24 protein-coding genes and 2 pseudogenes are annotated in these 22,107 nt (G+C 40.5%); 16 read left to right on the top strand and 10 right to left on the bottom strand.

What is annotated here, in order from left to right:
• Position 1: 1 nt before the first annotated feature.
• Together BMW38_RS17385 and recG are read right to left on the bottom strand one after the other, a co-directional pair.
• Positions 2–631: a ComF family protein gene (locus tag BMW38_RS17385; RefSeq protein ID WP_092710410.1), complete on the bottom strand. Its 630-nt coding sequence runs from the start codon at positions 629–631 to the stop codon at positions 2–4.
• The gene (recG, locus tag BMW38_RS17380; RefSeq protein ID WP_092710379.1) at positions 624–2,669 is read right to left on the bottom strand and encodes an ATP-dependent DNA helicase RecG; all 2,046 of its coding nucleotides are present in this window, start codon (positions 2,667–2,669) and stop codon (positions 624–626) included. Before recG ends, BMW38_RS17385 begins: the two co-directional genes overlap by 8 nt.
• 20 nt (positions 2,670–2,689) lie before the next feature.
• On the opposite strand from recG, the gene BMW38_RS17375 reads away from it, so the two are divergent.
• Together BMW38_RS17375 and BMW38_RS17370 are read left to right on the top strand one after the other, a co-directional pair.
• Positions 2,690–3,505 (top strand): NAD(P)H-binding protein, encoded by an 816-nt coding sequence (locus BMW38_RS17375; protein ID WP_092710375.1) that lies wholly within the window; start codon positions 2,690–2,692, stop codon positions 3,503–3,505.
• Between the two features lie 79 nt (positions 3,506–3,584).
• Complete coding sequence (locus BMW38_RS17370; RefSeq protein ID WP_092710370.1) at positions 3,585–4,568, top strand: putative solute-binding protein; 984 nt, start codon at positions 3,585–3,587, stop codon at positions 4,566–4,568.
• Between the two features lie 46 nt (positions 4,569–4,614).
• On the opposite strand, the gene plsB is transcribed toward BMW38_RS17370, so the two are convergent.
• Positions 4,615–7,182 (bottom strand): glycerol-3-phosphate 1-O-acyltransferase PlsB, encoded by a 2,568-nt coding sequence (gene plsB, locus BMW38_RS17365; protein ID WP_092710367.1) that lies wholly within the window; start codon positions 7,180–7,182, stop codon positions 4,615–4,617.
• 276 nt (positions 7,183–7,458) lie between these two features.
• On the opposite strand from plsB, the gene BMW38_RS17360 reads away from it, so the two are divergent.
• The gene (locus BMW38_RS17360; RefSeq protein ID WP_092710363.1) at positions 7,459–8,331 is read left to right on the top strand and encodes an acyl-CoA thioesterase; all 873 of its coding nucleotides are present in this window, start codon (positions 7,459–7,461) and stop codon (positions 8,329–8,331) included.
• 109 nt (positions 8,332–8,440) lie between these two features.
• Entirely contained in the window at positions 8,441–9,706 is a 1,266-nt protein-coding gene (locus BMW38_RS17355) for a dicarboxylate/amino acid:cation symporter (protein WP_009388008.1), read from the top strand.
• Between the two features lie 48 nt (positions 9,707–9,754).
• On the opposite strand, the gene BMW38_RS17350 is transcribed toward BMW38_RS17355, so the two are convergent.
• From BMW38_RS17350 to BMW38_RS17325, 7 genes and pseudogenes are all read right to left on the bottom strand, one after another.
• A complete protein-coding gene (locus BMW38_RS17350; protein ID WP_092710358.1) occupies positions 9,755–10,705 on the bottom strand; it encodes a metal-dependent hydrolase in 951 nt (316 codons plus the stop codon).
• Between the two features lie 124 nt (positions 10,706–10,829).
• Positions 10,830–11,606 (bottom strand): ribosome biogenesis GTP-binding protein YihA/YsxC, encoded by a 777-nt coding sequence (gene yihA / locus BMW38_RS17345; protein WP_092710353.1) that lies wholly within the window; start codon positions 11,604–11,606, stop codon positions 10,830–10,832.
• 100 nt (positions 11,607–11,706) lie between these two features.
• Positions 11,707–12,144 carry an RrF2 family transcriptional regulator gene (locus BMW38_RS17340; RefSeq protein ID WP_092710349.1) on the bottom strand — a complete coding sequence of 146 codons (438 nt, stop codon included), beginning with the start codon at positions 12,142–12,144 and terminating at the stop codon, positions 11,707–11,709.
• Positions 12,145–12,231: 87 nt separating this feature from the next.
• Complete coding sequence (locus BMW38_RS17335; RefSeq protein ID WP_056482620.1) at positions 12,232–12,996, bottom strand: globin domain-containing protein; 765 nt, start codon at positions 12,994–12,996, stop codon at positions 12,232–12,234.
• 2 nt (positions 12,997–12,998) lie between these two features.
• Positions 12,999–13,150: pseudogene (locus BMW38_RS19385) on the bottom strand (hypothetical protein).
• Complete coding sequence (locus tag BMW38_RS17330) at positions 13,140–14,687, bottom strand: helicase HerA-like domain-containing protein (protein ID WP_056482623.1); 1,548 nt, start codon at positions 14,685–14,687, stop codon at positions 13,140–13,142. Before BMW38_RS17330 ends, BMW38_RS19385 begins: the two are co-directional and overlap by 11 nt.
• Positions 14,688–14,730: 43 nt before the next feature.
• Positions 14,731–15,921: a PLP-dependent transferase gene (locus BMW38_RS17325; RefSeq protein WP_092710345.1), complete on the bottom strand. Its 1,191-nt coding sequence runs from the start codon at positions 15,919–15,921 to the stop codon at positions 14,731–14,733.
• 168 nt (positions 15,922–16,089) lie between these two features.
• Here BMW38_RS17325 and BMW38_RS17320 point away from each other — a divergent pair, with 168 nt between their 5' ends.
• The 12 genes and pseudogenes from BMW38_RS17320 (at position 16,090) to rpsQ (ending at position 22,098) form a co-directional block, all read left to right on the top strand.
• Positions 16,090–16,818, top strand: a complete 729-nt coding sequence (locus tag BMW38_RS17320; protein WP_092710343.1) for a type 1 glutamine amidotransferase — start codon at positions 16,090–16,092, stop codon at positions 16,816–16,818.
• 252 nt (positions 16,819–17,070) lie between these two features.
• Entirely contained in the window at positions 17,071–17,382 is a 312-nt protein-coding gene (gene rpsJ / locus BMW38_RS17315; RefSeq protein WP_000070912.1) for a 30S ribosomal protein S10, read from the top strand.
• 58 nt (positions 17,383–17,440) lie between these two features.
• Positions 17,441–18,079, top strand: a complete 639-nt coding sequence (gene rplC / locus BMW38_RS17310; protein ID WP_004639526.1) for a 50S ribosomal protein L3 — start codon at positions 17,441–17,443, stop codon at positions 18,077–18,079.
• 11 nt (positions 18,080–18,090) lie between these two features.
• A complete protein-coding gene (gene rplD, locus BMW38_RS17305) occupies positions 18,091–18,693 on the top strand; it encodes a 50S ribosomal protein L4 (RefSeq protein WP_003653663.1) in 603 nt (200 codons plus the stop codon).
• On the top strand, positions 18,690–19,010 hold the full coding sequence (gene rplW, locus BMW38_RS17300; protein ID WP_003653662.1) for a 50S ribosomal protein L23: 321 nt from the start codon (positions 18,690–18,692) through the stop codon (positions 19,008–19,010). The genes rplD and rplW overlap by 4 nt, the downstream gene beginning before the upstream one ends.
• Before the next feature lie 11 nt (positions 19,011–19,021).
• Positions 19,022–19,846, top strand: a complete 825-nt coding sequence (gene rplB, locus BMW38_RS17295; protein WP_004789629.1) for a 50S ribosomal protein L2 — start codon at positions 19,022–19,024, stop codon at positions 19,844–19,846.
• A 13-nt stretch (positions 19,847–19,859) separates the two neighbouring features.
• Positions 19,860–20,135 (top strand): 30S ribosomal protein S19, encoded by a 276-nt coding sequence (gene rpsS / locus BMW38_RS17290; protein WP_001138119.1) that lies wholly within the window; start codon positions 19,860–19,862, stop codon positions 20,133–20,135.
• An 11-nt stretch (positions 20,136–20,146) separates the two neighbouring features.
• Positions 20,147–20,476: a 50S ribosomal protein L22 gene (gene rplV / locus BMW38_RS17285; RefSeq protein WP_004639524.1), complete on the top strand. Its 330-nt coding sequence runs from the start codon at positions 20,147–20,149 to the stop codon at positions 20,474–20,476.
• Position 20,477: 1 nt separating this feature from the next.
• A pseudogene (gene rpsC / locus BMW38_RS17280) lies at positions 20,478–21,294 on the top strand (30S ribosomal protein S3).
• Positions 21,234–21,647 (top strand): 50S ribosomal protein L16, encoded by a 414-nt coding sequence (rplP, locus tag BMW38_RS17275; RefSeq protein ID WP_002049688.1) that lies wholly within the window; start codon positions 21,234–21,236, stop codon positions 21,645–21,647. Before rpsC ends, rplP begins: the two are co-directional and overlap by 61 nt.
• Positions 21,647–21,844 carry a 50S ribosomal protein L29 gene (gene rpmC, locus BMW38_RS17270; protein WP_000849928.1) on the top strand — a complete coding sequence of 66 codons (198 nt, stop codon included), beginning with the start codon at positions 21,647–21,649 and terminating at the stop codon, positions 21,842–21,844. Before rplP ends, rpmC begins: the two co-directional genes overlap by 1 nt.
• Entirely contained in the window at positions 21,841–22,098 is a 258-nt protein-coding gene (rpsQ, locus tag BMW38_RS17265) for a 30S ribosomal protein S17 (RefSeq protein WP_001291845.1), read from the top strand. The genes rpmC and rpsQ overlap by 4 nt, the downstream gene beginning before the upstream one ends.
• Positions 22,099–22,107: the final 9 nt, after the last annotated feature.

Here is a 22,107-nt window from a genome sequence, read left to right as displayed (position 1 = left end):
CTTAGCTCGTTAAAGTTGCCGCTAAACAGGCGGCATGAATGGTTGTACATCCTAATTGCTTTAATACCTGACTAAGGGCATAAATTGAACTTCCGGTGGTAACGACATCATCAATAATCAGAACACGGCGATAACGCCGTTTTTCTTGAGTAAATGCAATGAATTGTTGTTCGATGTTCTCAAAGCGTTCCAGTCGAGAAAGCCCTTTTTGTGAATGCTCAGCAAGGCGTTGCACTGGCTGCCAAACAGGTATTTTTAATTGCTTGCTTAAGATATTCGCGAGTAATAGTGACTGATTAAAACCACGTTCAATTAAGCGTTGATTCGAAATCGGCATAGGTATAATAGCCTGTACCTTAGGAAATTTGAGTTGTTGTAAAATTTCACCTAATAAGATTTGATAATGTAATTTTTGTTCATATTTAAACTGCTGAATGATCCGGTTAACTGGATATGCATAATCACAGGCCACAAGAACTGATTGATCATTACGTTCAATTGTTTGTTTAAGCCATGGTAACTGTTCCCAACAGTCCTTACAGAGCGAATGTTTTTCTCGCACACCTGACTCACACAACAAGCAAGGTGAGAGTGAGTGGATAAGATGCTGCGGATTTAAGAAACTAAACATATGCATAACGAGGCGCTTCTGGAAGCCAACGTTTTAATAGTGCATCTGCTTGTTCTGGATAATCTTTTAACACTTGCTGAGCTACATAATGAGCTTGACTCAGTAAGTGGTCATCTCGCTCTAAACGAGCCACTCTAAATCCCATATCTCCAGTTTGTTTAGTACCCAGTAATTCACCTGGTCCGCGTAACTCAAGATCTTTTTCTGCAATCACAAAGCCATCATTACTTTCTCTTAAAATAGAAAGTCTCTCTTGGCCATTTTGTGAAAGAGGTGTTTTATATAAAAGTACGCAAAAGCTGGCTTGAGCGCCTCGACCTACACGACCACGTAATTGGTGTAACTGAGAAAGTCCTAAACGCTCGGCATTTTCAATCACCATAATGGAGGAGTTGGGAACATCTACTCCAACTTCAATGACCGTAGTTGCGATAAGAAGTTGTAATTCATTATTCTTAAAAGCTTGCATGACCGATTGTTTTTCATCGGCTTTCATTTTGCCATGTACTAAGCCGATATTGAGCTCAGGAAAGCGCTCTTTCATTTCTTGATAAGTTGCTTCTGCTGCTTGAGCATCTAAAGTTTCAGACTGTTCAACCAGTGTGCACACCCAATATGCTTGTTTTCCATCTCTGCAATTCGAAGCAATTCGTTGGAGTACTTCCTCACGACGATCAAGTGGAATCGTAACGGTTTGAATTGGAGTACGCCCTGGTGGTAACTCATCAATAATTGATGTGTCTAAATCACCATAGGCACTCATTGCCAGTGTTCGTGGAATAGGGGTGGCTGTCATGACGAGTTGGTGCGGGGTGAACTGCTCAGCACCTTTATTACGCAGAGCTAGGCGCTGATCTACGCCAAAACGATGCTGTTCATCAATAATCACTAGACCTAATTTGGCGAAGCCTACATTGTCTTGAAATAACGCATGTGTACCAATAATAAGTTCAGCATGACCTTCTTTAATTTGTTGCTCTGCTTGAACACGCGCTTTACCTTTTTGTTTTCCAGATAGCCAAGCCACAGTAATACCTAAGGGTTCAAACCAACGCTTAAAATTTAAATAGTGCTGTTCTGCAAGAATTTCAGTAGGAGCCATTAATGCAACTTGCCAATCAGCTTCTAAAGCATGGCAAGCGGCTACAGCGGCAACCAAGGTCTTTCCAGCGCCTACATCGCCTTGCACTAATCGAAGCATTGGTTGGTTCTGCTTCAAATCATTCAAAATTTCTTTAGATACACGTTTTTGTGCATTAGTCATTTGAAAAGGTAAAGCTTCTAATAGTTTTTTGGCTAATATTTTGCTGCTAGAAAAAGCTGGAGACGCAATTTGGCGGATATAAGCACGGCGATTAAGTAAACTAATTTGGTGTGCAACCAACTCTTCAAAAATAAGCCGTTGCTGTGCGGGGTGTGAACCTTGAGCCAATTGGACCATATTGGCATCAACTGGAGGCTCATGAATGTAATACAAAGCCTCTTTAAGCGCATAGCCATTGGTATATTGTTTGGGAAGCAACTCTGGTAAGGCATCACTATGGTGCTTTAAAGCTTGTTTTACATATTCGCGTAATTTGGGTTGAGTCAGCCCATCTGTACTGGGATAGATTGCTGTAAGCTGAGTTTTTGGTAGAGGCGTGTGTTCATTAATGAGCTGAATTTCAGGATGATACATCTCAAGGCCGCGTGCGCCTACGCGAACTTCACCAAAAATACGTAAGCGATGACCTGGTTTTATTTTGTCAGTCAGGTTTTTATAAATATGATAAAAGCGTAAGGTGACTTTACCGAATTCATCTTGAACCAAGGCTGCCATAGATTTTCGTTTTCCCGGAGGGAAATCAATTGATCTGACCTCACCTTCGAGTAAATAGCTACGCCCAACCACAAGTTGATTCATTGCAATAATCGTACTGCGGTCTTCATAATCACGTGGCAGATGAAACAGTAAATCATCTGTGGTAAAAATATTTAGTTTTTCGAGCAGGGCTGCTGAAGCCGATCCAACGCCTTGTAACTGATGGACTGAAGTCATGTCCCCTCAACGAGTTTTCTATGCATATATTATTTATCGGTTATGGTAAAACATCTCAGCGTGTTGCTAAACAACTATTTGAGAAAGAACATCAAATTACCACAATCAGCCGTAGTGTAAAAACAGATGGTTACGCAACCCATCTTGTTCAAGATATCTTTAAACTCGATTTAAGTAAAATTGAACCTGTAGATGTTGTATATATTTTACTTTCTCCAAATGAGAGTACGGTTGAGGGCTATCAGCATACTTATGTAGATAGTATTGAACCGATTCGAGAAGTATTAAAACCACATCCAGTCAAAAAAATAATCGTAGTCTCTTCTACGCGGGTATATGGTGAAAATGCAGGGGAGATGATTGATGATTTTAGTGAGGTTCAACCAAGCGATGCACAAGGTCATATCTTACGTAATATGGAGTTGCTTTGGCAGAAGCATTATCCAAACCAATGTGTAATTGTTCGTCCTACAGGTATTTATGGAACTTCCGTTGCCCGCTTGAAGAAAATGGCTGAAAATAGTCAAAGCTATCCAAATATACATTATAGCAATCGAATACATATTGATGATTTAGCAAGATTTTTGGCTTTTATGGCTGATTATGAAACTCATCAAGCGAGCTATATTGTGACTAATAACCAACCATTGCCTTTGCATGAAGTTATCGTGTGGTTTCAAGAAAAATTGGGATTGCCAGAGTTAACTTTAGAATCGAACCAAACTTCAGGTAAAAGAATTTATGCTAAACATTTGCTTCAAACAGGTTTTCAATTAGAGCATCCAATTTGCTTTAATGACTATTTATTATGTTTAAATGTTCATAGTACTAAATAAAATTTTGATTAAACTTTAAATAAGAATAGAAATACCTGATGAGGCAGTCAAATTGCCGATAAAGATAAAAAGGTTGAAAGTGAAAAAAATTTGTTTAGCTCTTATTTTGAGCGTAACAGCTGTTGCGAGTTGGGCCGAGGATCAGGTGTGGTGTGCATATGATCCGATTGGTTCCCAAGGGGATATCACACGTCGTTTAAATGACATTCGGTTATATGCTCAGCAATATCAAGTCAAATTTAAAGTGGTTACCTATCAAAAAGAACAACAGGCTATACAAGCTTTTGACGAGGGTAAATGTTCAGGTTTAGCGGCATCTAATTTTAATACTTATCGTTATAACCAGTTTATGGGGAGCACCGCAGGTATCGGGCTTATTCCTAATAATCGTACTGCTAAAAGCTTATTGCAGCTTCTGAATCATCCAACAATCGAGAAAAGGTTAATTTCTAAGGACTATGAAGCGGTAGGGATGATTCCTGTTGGTACTGCCTATATGGTCCTAAAAAATAAGAAAATTTCTAGAGTTGCTCAATTAAGAAATCAGCGTATTGGGGTGTTACCAAACAATCCACCACAACAGGCATTGGTACGAAGTGTGGGTGCTCAGCCAGTTTATGTTGATTTATCTAATGCGATTGTTCAGTTTAAGCAAGACAAAATTGATATTGTTCCTGTCCCAATATATGGACTATTGCCATATAACTTACAAAAAGAATTTGGACCAGATGTCCAAGTCATTAACTTTCCTTTGGCATATTTCGGCGTCAATTTAATTATTAAACCACAAGCTTATCCAGCTAATTTTGGCCGAAAAATTCGAGGATGGTTTGTTCAAAACAGCCAATTACTGACTAACCGTGCGACCCAGTGGGAAAACCATTTACCTGCTTATTATTGGGTAGATGTCTCTTTTTATGAAAAGCAGAGCTATGACGTTATGGTTGCAAAAATACGCAATCAGTACGTACTTTCAGGTTATTACGATGCTTATTTTGTTCAACTTATGAAGCGTCTGCGTTGCATAGATGATCCACGTTATTTTGAATGTCCAAGTCGCTAATAAAATAAAAGGCAACGAAAGTTGCCTTTTATTTTGACTCAAACTCTTAAGATTTTTTACGTTTTAAACGTCGTTTTGCTTGTTGAGATGCCATAGCTTCAAGCGCATCTTTTAACTCTTCGTCGGTAAAGGTCGTGATGTGTTGCAACATTTGTAAGGTTACTTCATCAAGAACCAACTGTGCACCCGCAGCCATTTGACGGAAATTATCATCAAATTCGATTTGGCCTTGGTCATTGGTTCGAATGTAATTTTGCTGTGTAAGTACTTTTAAGAAGCTTTGGAATAAAGCTTTATCGAAGAACTCTGGCGAATTAAATTCATATAGAACAGACAAACGTTGTCCGAGTAAATGACTTAATTCTTCAACCTGTTTAGCAGAAATATTACCCGAACCACGTTGAGTAATTAGTGCAAGCGTCATGTAGTAACGCTCAAGACTTTGCTTAACAGGAGTAGCTAAAACAACAAGTTGATTGTGCTCTTCAGTATTTGGTGCAGAGCTAATCAAGTTACCTTCATCGTCTTGTTGAATCAGTTTCGATTGAACCAACGCATCTGCATATTGCTCAATTTGTTCTTTAAGCTCGCTACTCTTCCATTTTAGGAATAACTCTGCCTTCAAGAATGGATACAGGGTATAGATGACATTGGTTAAATCTGAACGGCTGATTTTTCCATTGTGTTCAACAAGTGATGCAACCAATGACGGTAAAACAAAGGCGTGCAAAATGTTATTACGGAAATAAGTCAGAAGAACAGCTTGATTGTCTTCAATCCCAATAATATCGCCGAGTGCATGCTGAACTCGTTTAATGAGTTTAAGCTTTAAACCATAAGCAATAATTTCTTTACCAGAAAGAGGCGTTACTTCCATACGTTGGTCATATGGGAAGTTTGATGCCAGATTGCGGTAAGCTTCAAGCTGCTTAATACAGATTTCTTCATCAAGCGTATGCTTTGGAGTTGCAAGCAAAATAATAGAAAGTAAAGAGACAGGGTTGATCACCACAGCTCGGTTAATATTTTCTAAAATTGCATGTGCAGAGCTATTTACTGCATCTGAAACTGCTTGAGGAATTGGGTCGTCATTCTTTTCGATATGAACATTTTCTGCATTATGTTGTTTAAGCAGATCATCAAGGAAAACAGGCTCACCAAAGTTCACGTGGACTTTACCGAAAATACGTTCAATTTTTCGTAAGGTTTTTACAATACCAAAAATTGATTCAGCTTCTTTCGGTTTACCTTGCATTTCGCCTACATAGGTTGAGCCTTCCATCAGTCGTTCATAACCAATATAAGTTGGTAAGAAGACGATAGGTTTAGCACGGCCACGTAAATGACTGTGAACTGTCATGGCAAGCATACCAGTCTTAGGCGGTAATAGGCGTCCTGTACGCGAACGTCCACCTTCAATAAAGTATTCAAGAGGGGTGTTGCGTGACAAAATACTATATAAATATTCTTTAAATACCGTTGTATAAAGGCCATTTCCACGGAAAGAGCGGCGAATAAAGAATGCACCGCCTCCACGTAAAAGTTGCCCTACAAATGGTAGATTTAAGTTATCACCCGCAGCAATATACGGAACCATTAAGCCACGTTTATAAATCACATAGGATAATAATAAATAGTCAATGTGACTGCGGTGGCAAGGTGTATAAACCACTTCATAATCTTTTGCCAGTTCCCGAACAGTACTGAAGTTATGCACTTCTACGCCGTCATAAAGCTGGGTCCATAAACGTGTTAAAGCAAGATCGGCAAAGCGGACTGCTGAGTGTGAATAATCTGATACGACTTCATTCACATAGCCAATCGCACGACGCTCAGCTTCGAGCATGCTGACTTTTCCGCGAATACTTTCACGGCGGATTGCTTCTTGCACATCGCGAGATTTTACAACCGATTGCATGACATTACGGCGATCCGATAAATCGGGGCCTAAGACTACTTCACGTTGACGATCTAAGTAATCATTTAACGTACTTACAATATAAGTGGCTGGTGAAAGGTTTGGATAATGCTGTTGAGCATATTCAACCAGTTCACGTAGCGATTGCGGTTCATGAAATTCTAAATACGATTGGCGACCATGCAGGCCAATGTTGACCAATTGCTTAACGGTGCTCGGTGTAGCCCATGTATCTGAAAATAAGAGCTTAAACCAAGAATCTTCTTTATCTGGTGTACGGCCCCATAAAACGGTAACCGGAACAAGCTCTATATCAAGTTCAGGATTTTCTTGTAAGACTTCAATTAATTTTAGTAAGCGTGGTGGAAAAGCATGAGGAGGAGGATTCAGTAAATTATTTTCATCATTGTGCTGTAAAAATAAAACCGATGCTTTTTCCTGATGAGTGCCAACAACTAATGGGTCTAACGCAGGTTTTAAATTTAAACGACGCGTTTCTCCATCAACCACCAAAGCATTGCTTCGAGAATGATTTTGTAAGACATAGCACACCACTTTCTGGCGGTCAGTCTTTGCTTCTGTTGTTTCTGATACTGGTTCAGTAGGAACTTCCCCAAGAACATGTGGTGTTACCACGAGGTCAAGTAGTTTACTCGAAAGCCGACGATACATTTGACCAAACCCACTCTTGGACATAAGAACTCCTACTTCTTAAAGACAAATCCCAGCACCAAATGCGGAGGGTAATTATTTTGAGGCATTTATTGAAAAAAACAATATGCTAATAGCTTATAAATTATAATGCTTTTGGCATATTTTATCGTTAAAAATCGTATTTTTAGCTGTTATATGAGCAATGTTCGTCATAAGTTGACTGATTGTTCCATGTGCAAATAGTTTTTTATGGCACAATAGATTCTACACATCTGTCCTTTAATACGATTTTTTACCTGAAATATGAAGGTATCTCTCATGAATGCGTTAACCCAAGAACTTGTCGAGCTTTTGACTTTAGAAAAGCTAGAAGAAAATATTTACCGTGGTATCAGTCGGAATCTGGTCGGTAAACGTGTCTTTGGTGGACAGGTTTTGGGTCAGGCTTTACGTGCAGCATCTTATACTACTGATCGCCCAGCGCATTCTTTACATGCATATTTTTTATATGGTGGCGATATTAATGCCCCAATTATCTATGAAGTAGACCGTTTACGGGATGGGAAGAGTTTTGTAAGTCGTCAAGTTCGTGCGATTCAGCATGGGCGAGTAATATTTTCAGCGATGGTTTCTTTTGCCAACCCAGAAGAAGGTTTGAACTATCAACATCAAGAACCCGAGTATCCTGCACCAGAAACGCTTAAATCTGAAAATGAGCTGAAACAAGGTATTCTAAACTTTGTACCTGAAAATGTTCGTGCTAGCTTCATGCGCGAGCGTCATGTAGAAATTCGTCCGATTGATCCGGTAAATCCATTTCAGCCGCAACCAGAAGCTCCATATAATGCGCACTATATCCGCACGCATGACCGTATTCCAAAACAATTAGATGATATTGCTTTGCATCAAGCGATTGTTGCCTTTTATTCAGACTTTACTTTAATGACAACGGCTTTAAGACCGCATGGCTTAAGTTATATTTCTCCAAGTTTGCAATGTGCAAGCATTGATCATGCGATTTATTTCCATCGTCCACTGCGTGCGGATGAGTGGATGCTTTATGACATGGAAGCCACAGTGAGCGCGGCTTCTCGCGGTTTAAATTTTGGTCGTATGTGGCAAAATGGTCAGCTTGTATGCAGTACAGTACAAGAGGGTTTAATCCGTTTGCGGGAAATTGAAACGCAATAGATTCCTCGAAAAAGCCATCTAACCAGATGGCTTTTTTCTTTTTAATGGGATCGATGTGACAAAAAATTGCTCGAATGAAAAGCAAGCTCATGTCATATTGTAAATAGGTCTGCCAACTGAAAAAAATAATGCTGATATGAACTTAAATACACAAATTCTAATTGCCGCCATTTTAGGTTTAGCCTTTGGTTTCCTACTCACAATGTATCCAGACACTGCTTTTGTAAAGCATAGTTTATATGGGCTTGGAATATTAAGTAGCGTTTTTATTGGGCTCCTTAAAATGCTTTTGGTACCTTTAATTTTTAGTTCGATTGTTGTGGGGGTATCAAATCTACAAGCAGGCGGACAGTTAGGGCCAGTCTGGAAAATCACATTTTTATGCTGTTTAACCACAACCACTTTAGCCTTAATTTTAGGCATCAGTTGTGCTCATTTATTTGAAGTTGGGCGTGGCATAGATATTTCTATTTTCCAGACATCTATGCAAAATTATCAGGCACCAGATAGTTTGAACCCTGCCAGTTTTTTCACTAATTTTATTCAAAATACTTTAATTAACCCATTTAAAGCGTTTAGTGATGGTAACGTTTTAGCTGTCGTAGTCTTTGCTTTATTCGTTGGTGTCGCTTTGGTGCAGGGTGGGGAACGTTTCAAAAGTATTCGTTTATTGAGTCACCAGTTCTTTGAAATGATGATGATGCTGGTTGGCTGGGTTATGAAATTAGCGCCGTTGGGTATTTTTGCTTTGTTAGCAAAGTTAATGGCAACAGAAGATATTTCAGTATTAAGTCGTTTGGCTGAGTTCGCGGTCGTTGTAACAGGCACAACCATTTTTCATGGTGCTGTTGTTTTACCACTACTGCTTTGGATTTTCGGTCGCATGAGTCCTTGGACTTTTTTCAAAGGGACTCGTACAGCACTGATTACTGCATTTGCAACCAGTTCTAGCTCTGCCACTATGCCGCTTAGTATGAAGTGTGCGCAAGAAAACTTAGGCGTACGCCCGCAAACAGCAGGATTTGTTATCCCATTAGGCACACAGTTAAACATGGATGGTACTGCACTATATGAAGCGGCAGCTGCATTGTTTGTGGCAAATTTGGTGGGTCTAGATTTAAACCTGACACAGCAAATTATCGTGTGTTTAACGGCGATGATTGCATCACTTGGTGCGCCAGGAATTCCAAGTGCGGGTATGGTTACCATGATTATGGTTTTACAATCTGTGGGTTTGCCTGCTGAGGCAATTGCAATTTTACTTCCGATTGACCGTTTATTAGATACGGTGAGAACGGTGGTAAATGTGCAAGGGGATATGATGATTAGTGTGGTTGTAGACCGTTATACGAAAGATAAAGATATCAGTGTCTAGCTATCTATAGATCAAAAAAAGCAGGATTTTAAATCCTGCTTTTTTATTTTAAGCAGCTTGAAGTTCTGCCCTTTTTGCTGCTGGAGATTGCGATAAATAGCTAACCGCATCTTCAGTGCTGCCTTCTTTGACTGGATCATACCAAGGCATGAGGTAATCAATTTGCTGGGCAATAAGCCAGAGTGGGTTTGGTAAAACCTGATTATCTTTTCGGCTGATTTTGTACCACTCTAAAGTAACCCACACTGGAAAAAATCTAGATTTAGCCGCATCTGCAAAACGTGGATCTTGTTTCATAATATGTGCAGCGCCATCTACCCATAATCCAAGTACAAGTGTGATAACAGCAAGACTCATATAGTAACGTGGAATATAACCGCCACCAAGATGACGATATAAATCAAAGGCAACCGTGCGGTGTTCAATTTCTTCTGAACCGTGCCATTTAACCAGATCCACCATTTCTGGATCTGCGCCTAGTTCTTCCCATCGCTCGTTATATAACGCATATTTCCCCAACACGCAGGTCATATGCTCAACAGTTGCAATAACTCCTAAACGGAATAGATCCCACTGTTTTTCTAAAATTTTTGGAACTTCTCTATCAAAAGGTTTATCTGCCAAAGCGATAGTAAATACATAATTCATAATGTCCAGATTTCTCTGGATATCAATATTACGTGCGCTTAAATATTCTTTGTTTGCAGAAGTGTGAGCATTGGCATGCATAGCTTCCTGACGGATAAATGCCTGTACATCCTGCTTGAGTTTTTCATCTGTGATTTGCGGTAAAACCTTATTATACAAACGGCAAAACCAGAACTCTCCAGCGGGCAAGATATTATTAATTTCATTAATAAAATAACTTGCGAAAGGCTGATTAGGAATCCAGTCGACAGGGGTATCTTTCCAGTCAAATTTTACTTTACGTGGAAGAATTTTATAATCAATAGAAGAGCCTAACGCCTTGGCCTTCAAAAAAGATAACAATTTCATCATTTAGTCCTGATTTTTAACTCGATGAAGTTAAGAATGAGTATAAAAAAAGCCCCTACATTTGTGTTTAGCAATAGGGGACAATTGAGTATAAATTTAATGAAGAAATTGTATCTGTGAGGATAATTTAGCTTTCAGCATCCTCATCTGTCGCTTCAGGGATTGAATCGACATCAAATTCTGGCTGTTGATCAAGCGTAAAATGCAGGCGTCCACCCATGACACTTGCAAGCTCTTCCAAACCTAATTTATTAAGTGAAGAGAAAAGCTGGATAGAAAAATCAAGCTTCATTTTTTTAAGTTGCTGTTTAACTTCAAGTAATACTTTATTTGCAGGACCGCGATTAAGTTTGTCTGCTTTTGTTAATAGAATATGTACGAACAGATGTCGTGAATAAGCCCATTCCAGCATCATCATGTCAAAATGTTGTAGAGGATGGCGAATATCCATAAGTAGCACTAAGCCTTGTAAGCTTTGGCGATGGATCAGATAGTTTTCTAATTCTTTTTGCCACACCTTTTTCATATCTTCAGGTACAGCTGCATAACCGTAACCTGGAAGGTCGACCAAGCGTTGATCAGGGTTGCCTAGACTAAAAAAGTTAATCATCTGGGTACGGCCTGGCTTTTTAGAAGCGCGGGCAAGTTGTTTCTGATTGGTTAATGCATTAATCGCACTCGACTTACCAGCATTTGAGCGCCCTGCAAAAGCAATCTCGTAGCCGCTATCTTCAACACAAAGTGCCAATTTAGGCGCACTCATTAGAAACTCAGCTTGGCGTAACCAGTTTAGTGATTGCACAGCATAGGCTGTGATCGCCGGATCTGGTGCTTTTTCATAGCTGATCTTTTGCTTGGGTGCGAGTCTGGCTTTGGTGTCTTTCGATTTTTCACTACGACGCATAAAAAATAACTTTTTAGATGAGAGGGCTCGTGCCTAGTATAAAGGAGCTTGGTTATTCTTGCTAATTTTCAATAAATCTACTTATGAAAATCAATAGAAGTCAGATTTGTAAAAAGGCAATAGGAGAGTCAGGTGGGGTAGACTTTGACTGTTGCAAAACCTCTCCAAGCGTGTATTGGTCTAGACTTTGGTAAAAGCTTTCTAAAGCTTGGTCAAGAATACCTTTTAAACCACAGTGACTTCGCAATACACAAGGTGGCGTATTGCATTCAACGATTTGATTGTCACCCTGTAATATTCGAACAATTGAACCTAAATTTGAGTTAAGTGCATCTGGATTTAAGCGAATTCCACCGCCTTTTCCCCGAATGGTAATAATCCATTCCTGCTTACCCATGAAGTGAACAACTTTAACCAGATGGTTTTGTGAAACATGCAAATCTTTCGCGATTTCTGCAATCGTGTAGGGTGCATCACTTGGGCGTGCAACATACATTAATAGTCGTAATGCATAATCGGTAAATTTATTAAGCTGCATGATCACCAAAAATGGAAGAGATTAAAAGGATGATCATCTTAGCCTGAAAGTCTAAATAAGAAAACTTTCAGGCAAGAGGTTTTTATATTAGAGCGTTAAAGGCGCTGAAACTTGAACTTGATCGCCAACTCTGTAATGTTCAAGCAAGATATTCGCTACTGAGAACTCTGTATGGTTTTCTTCAGGCTGAACTTCAAAATGATATGAGTTGTTTTCCTGAGCTTCTGTAAATTTAAAAGCTTTCGGTTGTTCAAGCTGCTCATCTGGAACTTGCACTTTAACAGAGATAAAAGCATTTGCAGGTCCGCTAAGTACGTCTTCATGGTCAGTTGCTTTTAAGGTGAAACGTTTGCCAGATTCAAGAGGATCAATTTGAGTAATTTCAAATGAACGCCAGCCAGCCCATCCACCATTTAAGTTTTTAAGTTGTTCATATTTTTGTTTTTCAACGCCAATTAGAATATCTGCCAATTGTAAATAAGCCTGTTTCCACGCCTCAATCAGTTCTGATTCAAATGGCACGTTGAGTACTTCACTAATTGAATGAAGTAAGTTGTCGCCAACAATTGCATATTGGTCTGGTTGAATATCTAAGCTCACATGTTTAGTCGTAATACGTTCAACTGCTTTCGCTAAAACAGTAGGGTTCTCAATATTTTCTGCATAAGCAAGAACGGCAGCTGCAAGAGCACGAGGTTGGCGTAAGCTAGTTTGGTCATCCAAGTTAAAAACATTTTTTAATTCGGGGTTGTTATTAAGCATACGCTTATAAAAGTATGTGGTCAGCGTAACGCCGTGTTCACGTAAAACAGGTACTGTAGATTTAACGAGTTCGATTTGTTGTGGAGTCATGGCTAGACCTTATTTATCTGGCTATATAAGATGTATTTAAAATACATCTTTAAAAAAACAATCGCAATAGATTTTTTATAAAAACCATAAAAAAATTAGGGAATATAAAATTCCCTAATTTAAAACTGATATATGGAAGAAATTTATTTACCAAATAGTGAACCTAGTAGGCCCCTTACTAATTTTTGACCTGTACTTCCCCCTAGACTGCGCGCGGCACTTTTTGCAAAAGTACCCACAATATCTTGCGTAAGCTTGGCTCGTTCACGTGCTGCTCGTTCTTCTTCTTTTTGCTGTTCACGTGCTAATCGTTCTTGTTCCTTTGCTTGCTGCTTTGCTAAAGTTTCTTGCTCTTTTTCTTGTTGTTTAGCAAGTTCAGTATTTTGTTGTTGTTGCTCACGTTCAGCGACTTTATTTTGTAGCATTTCATAAGCGCTATCACGATCTACAGCTTGTTCATAAATACCAGCAATAATACTTTTTGAGATTAGAGTTTGACGCTCTTCTGGAGTGATTGGTGTAAAAGCAGAGTAAGGAGGCATCACCCAGCCACGTTCTACAATTTGTGGCGTACCTTGTTCATCAAGACAACTAATGAGCGCCTCACCAACAGCCAGTTCGGTAATGGCTTCATCAACTTTAAAGTTTGGATTGGCACGGAAAGTATCTGCTGCGGTTTTTACTGCTTTTTGATCTTTAGGCGTAAATGCACGTAGCGCATGTTGAATGCGATTGCCAAGCTGGCCAAGAACACTTTCTGGTAAATCGAGTGGATTCTGAGTAATAAAATAGATGCCAATACCTTTAGAGCGAATTAAGCGTACAACTTGCTCAATCTTTTCTTGTAATGCTTGACTGGCATTGTCAAATAATAAGTGAGCCTCATCAAAGAAAAACACGAGTTTTGGTTTGTCCATATCGCCAACTTCTGGAAGCTGTTCAAATAACTCCGAAAGCATCCATAACAAGAAGGTGGCATATAGCTTAGGCGTATTCATCAGCTTGTCAGCAGCAAGAATATTGATATAACCATGTCCATTTGCATCGGTTTGTATAAAGTCCAGAATATTTAAAGCCGGCTCACCAAAAAATTGTTCTCCACCTTGGTCAGCAAGAGCAAGCAAGTTACGCTGAATAGCACCTAAGCTAGCCGGAGATAAATTGCCATATTCTGCTTTAAACTCTGCTGCATGTTCACTAACGAAGGTGATCATGGCTTTTAGGTCTTTAAAGTCTACTAACAGTAGGCCCTGATCATCCGCAATTCGAAAAACTGCAGCTAATACACCTTCTTGAGTATCATTTAAATTGAGCATACGAGCCAATAAAATTGGCCCAATCTCAGAAATAGTAGTGCGAATAGGGTGGCCTTGTTGACCGAACAAGTCCCAAAAAACGACAGGGTTAGCAGCAAAAGGAACGCTATCAATCTGTAATAATTTTAGACGTTCATTAAACTTATCTGAAGCCTCACCTGATTTTGCGAGACTCGAAACATCGCCTTTAGCATCGGCAAGAAATACAGGAACGCCGATTCGAGAGAAACTTTCTGCTAGAACTTTTAAAGTAACTGTTTTACCTGTACCTGTTGCACCTGCAATTAGGCCATGGCGGTTAGCAAACTGAGAAAGCAAAACAATTTCTTTTGATGTGTCATTAAGATTTTTAGCAATAACAATCGGTGTACCCATATATTTTTATCCTTTGGTTCGAGCCACTATAATGTTGTCGTTTTTACAGTTGTTTCAGTGCATTTTCGATATCTTGAATTAAATCTTGCGGATCTTCCAGTCCTATACAGAAGCGAACTAATAAACCTTGTTGTAAATGTGTATTCTCAAGTTTTCTCATCATTTTTAAATCATAAAGCATGATCAGGCTAACTGGTCCTCCCCAGCTAAAACCGAGTTTAAATAACTCTAATGCATCACAGAAGCGACGTACTGCGGTAATGTCATAATCTGGTTTGAAAATAACGCTGACTAAGCCAGCACTTTGACCATTTGTGCAGATTTCTTGCCAATATTGATGGCCTGGGGCAGTCTCATCACTTGGATGTAGAACTTGTGCAAATTGAGATTGGTCTTTTAGCCATTTAAGTAAAGTTTGAGCATTGGCTGATTGTTGTTCATAGCGTAAAGACATATGAGCTAGACTGCGTTGGACTTGAGCCGCATCATCTCCTGAAACTGCAATACCTAAAATGGCATGCGTACGGAACAGACGATGATGGAGTTTATCATCACGAGTTACAATGCTACCCATTAAGATGTCACCGCCACCGCTCGGATATTTGGTTAGAGCATGGACGGTTAAGTCGACTGATAGGTGTTCATCTGAAAAATTAAAAGCATTAAACGCAAGCCCGGCTCCCCAGGTGTTATCTAATGCTGTTAATACACCATGTTTTTTAGCTTTTTTGACTAGATTTTTAAGATCAGGGAATTCTAGAGTAACCGAACCTGCAGCCTCCAACCATAATAGTTTACTTCTTTCAGTCGGTTGAAAACTTGAAGCATCAATAGGGTTATATACTTTAACAATAACGCCATATTGATTTTGTAGATGATTTAAATGTTCTAGATTCGGTCCATAAATGTTGTCTGGGACCCATACTTCATCATTAGTGTTTAAAAATGCTGAGTTCACAACATTAATTGCTGATAGACCACTCGGTGCAAGCAAACAATGCAGCCCACCTTCGATTTGCGCAATATTGTCGCCTAAGGTGAAGGTGGTCGGGGTGCCATGCGTGCCATAGCTATAGTCGTAATCATCAGTCCAATGGCGATCAAAAAGGTGCGAAGTTGATTTAAAAATAATAGTGGATGCACGAAATAAGGGTGGTTGCACTGTTTCGATAAATTGCGGAGCTTTTCTTGGTGCGTGAATGAGGCGAGTCTGGAAGTCGTTATGCTTTTTCATAGTGCGTTGCATTTTAGATAATAAAGTTAGATTAAGAGAAATTTAAGTTCTTCGCTAGATTTACGAAGTTTTATAAGACGTTTCGTTACAGTAGACCCATAAAATAAAAACTTGGCTTTATTTTTGCAAAGACCACTACAACATTCTAACAACAATAGGTTTAAGCGCATGAAGTCGCATTTACGAGTTCACTATTTTCAACATATTGCAGGTGAGGGATTTGGAAGTTGTTATTCATTTTTAAAAGCCCATCACGCGACCATTAGCTCTACGGAGTTCTTTGCACTTCCGGTTGATCGATCACTTGAAATAGAGGCTTTGCCTAGAATCGAAGAGGTTGATTTATTACTGGTTATGGGTGGAACGATGAGTGTAAATGATGAGGCAAATTTTCCATGGCTTAAGATTGAGAAAAGATGGTTGCGCCGTTATTTGGCAGCAGGAAAGCCTGCTATTGGTCTTTGTCTAGGGGGGCAACTGATTGCTAATGCATTGGGCGCGGCAGTGAGCCGTAATCGCTATCAGGAACTTGGCTGGTCAACGGTTCAGAGAGTTGCAAATTTACCTCAAGAAAGCTTTCCGTTACCTGAAAAGATAAATGTTATGCAGTGGCATAGTGAGACATTTGAAATACCTAAAGGCGCTATACATTTGGCGGAGAGCAGAGCTTGTCGCAATCAGATGTATCAGATTGGAAAAAATGTGCTTGGTTTTCAGTTTCATCCAGAGATGACACCAGCAGCTTTAGAGCTCTTACTTGAAGATGAAGAGGAGTTGTCTATTTTTGACGGAGAATATGTTCAATCTACGTGTGAACTACAGTATTCAGAAGCACAAAAATTTGAGCAAGGCAATCAACTCCTAAATAAAGCTATTGAGTTTGTAATAAATGCCTAGATGAACTTTGAATGCTCGATCAAAGCGGGTTTTGTGGAGAAAATAGAAAAAGAGAATTGCATAAGACTTAAACAATCGTTATAATGAGCGACCCTCAATAGGAGGGGCATTTGCTGCGAAGAAAGTGGTAAATGTGCATTACAGTCGTGGCATCGATCATGACCTTAGTGATTTTCACTGCCTTTGACACTTACCAATGGGTGAGATGCGTCAAGGGTGATTCTTTATATGTTTGGCTTGGAGTTTACTGGTATGTCTAACCAGAGAATTCGTATCCGTTTGAAGTCTTTTGATCATCGTCTGATTGATCAATCTGCTCAAGAGATCGTAGAAACCGCTAAGCGTACTGGCGCACAAGTTTGTGGTCCAATTCCGATGCCTACTCGCATCGAACGCTTCAACGTTCTTACTTCACCGCACGTTAACAAAGATGCGCGTGACCAGTACGAAATCCGCACCTACAAACGTTTGATCGACATCGTTCAACCTACAGATAAAACTGTTGATGCATTGATGAAATTAGATCTTGCGGCTGGTGTTGATGTTCAGATCGCTTTGGGTTAAGGCTTTCGGTTGATTAACTTTTAAGTTAATTAGGCCGCTTTTTTAGAGGTTTATGCACATGGCTATTGGTTTAGTCGGTCGCAAATGTGGTATGACTCGCATCTTTACAGATGCAGGTGTTTCTGTACCTGTTACAGTCATCGAAGTCGATCCAAACCGCATTACGCAAATCAAAACACTTGAAACTGATGGTTATCAAGCTGTTCAAGTAACTACTGGTGAACGTCGCGAATCTCGCGTAACTAACGCTCAGAAAGGTCACTTTGCGAAAGCTGGTGTTGCTGCTGGTCGTTTGGTTAAAGAGTTCCGTGTTACTGAAGCTGAGCTTGAAGGTCGTGAAGTTGGCGGTACTATTGGTGTTGATTTGTTCACAGTTGGTCAAGTTGTTGACGTAACTGGTCAATCAAAAGGTAAAGGTTTCCAAGGTGGTGTTAAGCGTTGGAACTTCCGTACCCAAGACGCTACTCACGGTAACTCAGTTTCTCACCGTGTATTAGGTTCTACAGGTCAAAACCAAACTCCTGGTCGCGTGTTCAAAGGCAAAAAAATGGCTGGTCACTTAGGTGATGAACGCGTAACAGTACAAGGTCTTGAAATCGTATCTATTGACGCTGAACGTTCTGTTTTAGTTGTTAAAGGTGCAATTCCTGGTTCAACTGGCGGTGACGTGATTGTACGTCCTACCATCAAGGCCTGAGGGGAAATACCGTGAATTTGAAAACTGTTTCCGGCTCTGCTGTTGAATTGTCTGAAGTTGCTTTCGGACGTGAATTTAACGAAGCTCTTGTACACCAAGTTGTTACTGCTTATTTAGCAGGTGGTCGTCAAGGTACTCGTGCTCAGAAGTCACGTGCAGACGTTTCTGGCGGTGGTAAAAAACCATTCCGTCAAAAAGGTACTGGTCGTGCTCGTGCGGGTTCTACTCGTAGCCCTATCTGGGTTGGTGGTGGTAAAACTTTTGCTGCTCGTCCACAAGATTGGTCTCAAAAAGTAAACCGCAAAATGTACCGCGGTGCAATGCAATGTATCTTAGCTGAACTTGTTCGCCAAGATCGTCTTGTATTAGTTGAAGAGTTTGCTATTGCAGCTCCAAAAACTAAAGAATTGCTTGCTAAGCTTGGCGATTTAAATGCCGCTCGTGCATTGATCGTTACTGAAGCTGTAGATGAGAACTTATATCTTGCAGCACGCAACCTTCCGCATGTAGATGTGGTGGATGCAACTGCAATCGATCCTGTAAGCTTGATCGCGTTTGATAAAGTTGTTATGTCTGTAGCTGCTGCTAAGAAAATTGAGGTAGAACTCGGATGAACAACGAACGTATCTATCAAGTCCTTAAAGGACCAGTCTTCTCAGAAAAGGCACAAGTTTTAGGTGATACTGTTGGCGTTCAAGTATTTAAAGTAGATATTAATGCTACTAAACTTGAAGTTAAAAAAGCAGTTGAAAAACTTTTTGGTGTAGAAGTTGTTAAAGTTAACACTACTATTACTAAAGGTAAAACTAAGCGCTTTGGTAAAACATTGGGACGTCGTTCTGATGTTAAAAAAGCATACGTCACCCTGAAAGCCGGCCAAGATGTTGAAATGGCTGACTTGGGCGATACCGCTGAAAGCGCAGCGGAATAAGGACGAAAATTATGCCGATTCAAAAATGTAAGCCAACGTCTCCAGGACGTCGCTTTGTAGAGAAAGTGGTTCATGATCACCTTCACAAAGGCGCGCCTTACTCACCGTTGGTTGAAGCAAAAAAACGTACTGGTGGTCGTAATAATAACGGTCACATTACAACTCGTCACGTTGGTGGTGGTCATAAGCAACACTATCGTATCGTTGACTTTAAGCGTAATAAAGACAGCATCCCAGCTGTTGTAGAGCGCATTGAATACGATCCTAACCGTACAGCACATATTGCTTTGTTGAAATATGCTGATGGTGAGCGTCGTTATATCATTGCACCTAAAGGCTTACGTGCTGGCGATAAAGTACAATCTGGTAACGATGCTCCAATTCGTCCAGGTAACTGCTTGCCACTTCGTAACATGCCGATCGGTTCTACACTTCATAACGTTGAACTTAAAATTGGTAAGGGTGCGCAATTAGCGCGTTCTGCTGGTGCTTCTGTTCAGTTGTTGGGTCGTGATGGTTCTTACGCAATTGTTCGTCTTCGTTCAGGCGAAATGCGTAAAATTCATGTTGAATGCCGCGCTGTAATTGGTGAAGTTTCTAACCAAGAAAACAACCTTCGTTCATTGGGTAAAGCTGGTGCTGCGCGCTGGCGTGGTGTTCGTCCTACCGTACGTGGTATGGCGATGAACCCAGTTGATCACCCGCACGGTGGTGGTGAAGGGCGTAATAAAGGTATTCAACCTGTAAGCCCATGGGGTCAAAAAGCTAAAGGGTACAAGACACGTACCAATAAGCGTACGACTAAGATGATTATTCGCGACCGTCGCGTCAAGTAAAGGAATCTGACTAATGCCTCGTTCTCTGAAAAAAGGCCCATTCGTCGATGCGCACTTGTTCGCTAAGGTTGAAGCGGCTGTTGCTAGTAACTCTCGCAAGCCGATTAAAACTTGGTCTCGTCGTTCGATGATCCTTCCAGATTTTGTTGGTTTAACAATTTCTGTTCATAATGGTCGTAATCACGTTCCAGTAATTGTTACTGAGCATATGGTTGGTCATAAACTCGGTGAATTCGCGCCAACTCGTACCTATCGTGGTCACGGTGTTGACAAGAAGTCTAAACGTTAATAGGTGTCATGATGGAAGTAACTGCTAAATTACGCGGTGCCGCTATCTCGGCACAAAAGGCACGTTTGGTTGCAGATCTTATTCGCGGCAAATCTGTTGCGCATGCTTTAAATATTTTAAACTTCAGCAATAAAAAAGCTGCTGTTTTAGTAAAAAAAGCATTGGAATCTGCGATTGCAAACGCTGAACACAATAACAGTTTAGATGTTGATGATCTTAAAGTTTCTACGATTTACGTTGATGAAGGCGTTAGCCTTAAACGTATTATGCCACGTGCTAAAGGCCGTGCAGATCGTATTACTAAGCGTACTTGTCACATCACCGTTAAGGTAGGGGTTTGATATGGGTCAGAAGGTTCATCCAATCGGTATCCGCCTAGGTGTTGTGAAACGTCATAACGCTAACTGGTATGCGAGTCCGAAACAATACGCTGAATACTTGCTTAAAGATCTTCAAGTTCGTGAGTTTTTAAATAAAAAACTTAAGAATGCGATGATCAGCAACATTCTTATCGAACGTCCATCAGGCGCTGCTAAAGTAACAATTAGCACAGCTCGTCCTGGTATCGTAATCGGTAAAAAAGGCGAAGATATTGAGAAATTACAGCGCGAACTTACTAGCATTATGGGTGTTCCTGCGCAAGTAAGTATCAACGAAATTGATCGCCCAGACTTAGATGCGCGTTTAGTTGCTGAAGCAATTGCTTCTCAATTAGAAAAGCGTGTAATGTTCCGTCGTGCTATGAAGCGTGCGGTTCAAAACACTATGCGTGCTGGTGCTAAAGGTATCAAAGTTGAAGTGTCTGGCCGTTTAGGTGGTGCAGAGATTGCTCGTACTGAATGGTATCGTGAAGGTCGTGTACCTTTGCATACATTGCGTGCAGACATTGACTATGCAACTGTGCGTGCAGAAACAACTTACGGTACGATTGGTGTTAAAGTTTGGATTTTCCGTGGCGAGATTTTAGGTGGCATGAAACAAGTCATGAACCCTGCTCCTGCTGAAGATCGTCCAGCTAAACGTGGTCGTGGTCGTGGTGAAGGTCAAGAGCGTCGTGGTCGTCGCGGTGACCGTGCTGCTGACAAGGGAGAATAATCCATGTTGCAACCTAAACGTACCAAATTCCGTAAGGTGCACAAAGGCCGTAATACTGGTCTAGCGCATCGTGGTAGTACAGTATCATTTGGTTCGATTGCAATTAAAGCAACTGAACGTGGTCGTATGACTGCGCGTCAGATTGAAGCTGCACGTCGTACTATTAGCCGCCGTATTAAGCGTGGTGGTAAGATCTTTATTCGCGTATTCCCGGATAAGCCAATTACTCAAAAGCCTCTTGAAGTGCGTATGGGTAAAGGTAAGGGTAGCGTGGAATACTGGGTTTGCCAGATCCAACCAGGCAAGATCCTGTACGAAATTGAAGGTGTGAACGAAGAATTAGCGCGTGAAGCATTTGCTTTAGCTGCTGCTAAACTTCCGTTTAAAACCACTATCGTGACTCGGACGGTAATGTAATGAAAACTAAAGATTTACGTGAAAAATCGGTAGAAGAGTTGAAAGCTTTGCTTGATGAGCAACAGCTTAACCAATTCCGTCTTCGTATGGCGAAAGCAACTGGTCAGTTGGGTAAATCGCACGAAGTGCAAGTTGCTCGTAAGACAATTGCTCGTATTAAGACACTCCTTACCGAAAAACAGGGGAACGGACAATGAGTGAAAAAACAGTCCGCACGTTAACCGGCAAAGTCGTAAGTGACAAAATGGATAAATCTATTGTTGTTCTTATTGAACGCCGCGTTCAACACCCGTTGTATGGCAAGTCAATTCGCCGTTCAACTAAGTTACACGCTCATGATGAGAATAACGTCGCTAAAATTGGTGATGTTGTGACCATTAAAGAAAGCCGCCCAATTTCTAAAACTAAAGCTTGGACTTTAGTGGAAGTAGTTGAAGCAGCTGCTGAGTAATTCGACGTT

Origin of the sequence: Acinetobacter sp. yr461 (assembly GCF_900110445.1) — a bacterium.
Lineage (GTDB): Bacteria > Pseudomonadota > Gammaproteobacteria > Pseudomonadales > Moraxellaceae > Acinetobacter > Acinetobacter calcoaceticus.
Note: the sequence above shows the minus strand (reverse complement) of the source record. Positions and strands in the feature narration are given on the sequence as shown.